We start from the raw sequence: 3,063 nt of genomic DNA, 5'->3' as shown, positions 1-3,063 counted from the left end.
GTTGCAAAAATTAATATCAGGTATATTCTTTGTTTAGACTTTTCCATTATTTATTTATTTGAATCCATCAATATTTAAAATTTTAATCTTCGGAGAAACTATCATTCATTAGCCAACGGAACCCACAATATCTGTATGATGAAGTTCAAGATGGTTAAAAATCATCTGGAACTCTTTTTTTTAAAAATAATCCATTAAATAACTTGTTTTAATAAAATAACCATGTAAGTAACCACTTACATTCGAAAATCTTTATATATGTATTAATTCATACTATAATTATCTAAAATTGAGAATTTTTAGATAAATCGAATCCGTCTTCGATGGATTTGAAACTGTAATGAGTTGGCTAACTTACATTCTTATACAAAAAAATGAAAATGTTTTGCCATTATTAACCAACTCATTACAAACCCCCCAAAAAAAATTCTCCCTTAATTAATTGAATGCCATCCCCATTTTTCACCAAAAAATAGCATAGAGATATGTTTTGAATATTACAACAGAAATCATTCACTTTAAACATCATGCAGTGGTGCAAGTTGTAAAAAAATGTCCAAAACGGTGATGAACAAATAATCAATGAGTCCATTGTACATTATGGAATAACCAATGTGAAAAATGGGCATTATGGGGTATGCATAGTTATTATGAAATCCCTGATGAATCCAATTATGATTATGTTTTAAAATTAGTAGGGGGATTAATTGACATACGTCCGGAATTAGTGGATTTGCTTAAAATAACTGATAATTCTGGTGAACTTGTCAATTATGTGCCTGAAAATCTGTTTAAATTTGATGAAGATTTCATTAAAAATAATTTGTTTTGAATATTTCGACCCAAAACATTCAGTTTAAACGTAAATGGTTATACCATTTACGATAAGTATTAATATTGCTAAAATTACTATTATATATATCATTTCTCTTTAGCACCTCTCTTTTAATATATATTTAAATATTATAAAAATCATATTATTAGATAATCAATAGTAAAAAAGGGGAATTTTTAATCCCCTTCTTTTTTTATGATTGTTATTATGAGTTCAATTAAGTCAGTCACCAAATTGAGAACCATAATAATAATCATTAATTGATTATCGTTTTGAATATTTCGACCCAAAACATTCAGTTTAAACCACAACAAGTTTCGCTTTAACAGTATAATCACTGATTTCAATCTCAGCATCAAAAGTATCCTCTAAGATATACTCCCAGTATACATCAGGATAATTACTGAATTCAATTCTTTTAGGAATCGGTTTATTATATTCATCCCGATGTGTCATTAATAACTGTACTACTTGTCTTAACATATCTGTTGATGTTGTTACATCACAACTGTTTTGAATATTTCGACCCAAAACATTCAGTTTAAACACTACCAAATTTTCCTTAAAATACTTATCTAATTAATTTATATTTCTTCTTTTAAAAAAGTTGTGAGGACATCATTTTACAACCCCCTTTTCGGAAGAGGTTTCCTCAATAACATAGTAATTACCAATAGTACTGACCTTTATTTTACCTAATTTTGAGGAGAAGACTCTTTCGTCTAAAAATCCATCTGGTTTCCTCACCACCTGAGATAAAACCCTTTGAATTTTTTATTTCCCAGCAAAGTTTTCACTAAATCATCACTCTGTTTTCTAATCAAATCAGAATAACTTACCGTTTCATCATCATATGTTATTGTTGAGTGAATTTTTGATAAAATCCCTTCAACAATCAATTTTCTTGCTCCCAATTTTATAGTATTATTTCTTTTGTCCAAATCTTCAACAGTAATCTGTTTTCTGTTAATCAGCCCAATTACAGTCTTGTCAACAATCTGCTGTCTGAATGGTTCTATCAAATCAAATGTCAAACTTGTCCTCCCATACCTATCAAAATGAAGAAAACCACAATATGGATCCAAGCCATTGATAAGAATGCTTTTTGTAATTTCACTTGCAAGAATAGCATAACCGTAATTCAACATTGAATTTAAGAGATCCGTCGGCTTTTTTGTTCTGGAAACAAAACAGATTTCGGAGGGAATGAAATATTTTATTCCTCCCCAATATTCATTTGAAGCCTTTCCTTCCAACCCCATTATCTTCATTCTTGTCTCTTCATTGTTTCCTTTCAGTTTCATGTCATCAAGCTGATTAATGCATTCATCAATTTTTAATCTGTGATTGAAGACCCTCTTTAATTTTTTGTTTTTGTTTAGGGTCGTCAGTGTGGCCTTTTGGTTTTTCATTTTTGATCTTATCAGTTCCTTTGATATTTCAAAACCTATCTTATTTTCACTTAATCTGTACTGTTCTTTTTTTAATTTTACATTTCGCAAATCAGGTGACTCAAGAGTATAGGTCAATTGTCCTTTCGGGTCGATAGCTATCAATTTAATATTATTTAGAGCCATTAAATTTAAAGCATCAAAGGTAACATATCCTTTTCCAACAATGGTAATGTCAGTAATTTCACTTGCCTTAATCGAATCTATGATTTCATCTTTTTCATGTATGGCAATTTGATTGTCTTTCTTATGGATTGACTTTCCGTATCCATCTATCACCAACTTCATTTTAATACACCCTATACAAATCGTTTTTGAATTTGATTTCACGTCCGCAATGCTTCATTTTTGAACAGCAGTTTTGACATATCGGAATTATCAAAAAGCTGTCTTTTTCTTTAATGATTTCATCGATGTTTTTCACCAGTGTTTCACGTTCATTATTATCCAATTCTCCCCAATATAATGAACTTTGAATCTTTCTAAGTCCATAATGCTGAAGCATCTTTTCAATATTTTCATGATTGGTTTTGAATTTACAATCAAAAATGGCTATCATATACATGAATTAACTTATATTAATTCAACTTTAATATTATTGTTTTTGGAAATTGTTAACTTCATATTTTACGTTTAAATGAAAACAATTTTAAAAGACCACAACAATTAAACAAAGACAATACAATTCGAATAAGTTTAAATAAGATGAATACAATTGAAATTAGTAATTATTAATGAATTACATTAAACAAAAGTAGAAATTAGAGGAAAAACCAT

The 3,063-nt window shown here is 28.8% G+C and carries 5 protein-coding genes; 1 reads left to right on the top strand and 4 read right to left on the bottom strand.

Features of this window, described 5'->3' with window-relative positions; genetic code table 11:
* Positions 1–637: 637 nt before the first annotated feature.
* Complete coding sequence (locus QZU81_RS10675; protein WP_295591743.1) at positions 638–832, top strand: hypothetical protein; 195 nt, start codon at positions 638–640, stop codon at positions 830–832.
* 303 nt (positions 833–1,135) lie between these two features.
* Here the strand turns inward: QZU81_RS10675 and QZU81_RS10670 are convergent, their stop codons facing one another.
* The 4 genes from QZU81_RS10670 to cas2 all read right to left on the bottom strand — a co-directional run bounded on the left by QZU81_RS10670 (position 1,136) and on the right by cas2 (position 2,851).
* Entirely contained in the window at positions 1,136–1,390 is a 255-nt protein-coding gene (locus QZU81_RS10670; protein ID WP_295591742.1) for a hypothetical protein, read from the bottom strand.
* A gap of 63 nt (positions 1,391–1,453) precedes the next feature.
* Positions 1,454–1,582 carry a hypothetical protein gene (locus QZU81_RS10665; protein ID WP_295591740.1) on the bottom strand — a complete coding sequence of 43 codons (129 nt, stop codon included), beginning with the start codon at positions 1,580–1,582 and terminating at the stop codon, positions 1,454–1,456.
* On the bottom strand, positions 1,579–2,574 hold the full coding sequence (gene cas1, locus QZU81_RS10660) for a CRISPR-associated endonuclease Cas1 (protein WP_292607379.1): 996 nt from the start codon (positions 2,572–2,574) through the stop codon (positions 1,579–1,581). Before cas1 ends, QZU81_RS10665 begins: the two co-directional genes overlap by 4 nt.
* 1 nt (position 2,575) lies before the next feature.
* Complete coding sequence (gene cas2 / locus QZU81_RS10655; protein WP_295591738.1) at positions 2,576–2,851, bottom strand: CRISPR-associated endonuclease Cas2; 276 nt, start codon at positions 2,849–2,851, stop codon at positions 2,576–2,578.
* Positions 2,852–3,063 lie beyond the last annotated feature (212 nt).

This window comes from uncultured Methanobrevibacter sp. (assembly GCF_902770715.1).
Taxonomy (GTDB): Archaea; Methanobacteriota; Methanobacteria; order Methanobacteriales; family Methanobacteriaceae; genus Methanocatella.
The sequence above is the reverse complement of the archived record's forward strand: the minus strand, read 5'-3'. Positions and strand labels throughout refer to the sequence as shown.

What these genes read in the sequence shown, in the direction of transcription:
- cas1 (WP_292607379.1), bottom strand. Translation starts at nt 2,574, where the DNA reads ATGAAGTTGGTGATAGATGGATACGGAAAGTCAATCCATAAGAAAGAC.
- cas2 (WP_295591738.1), bottom strand. Translation starts at nt 2,851, where the DNA reads ATGTATATGATAGCCATTTTTGATTGTAAATTCAAAACCAATCATGAA.
- QZU81_RS10675 (WP_295591743.1), top strand. Translation starts at nt 638, where the DNA reads ATGCATAGTTATTATGAAATCCCTGATGAATCCAATTATGATTATGTT.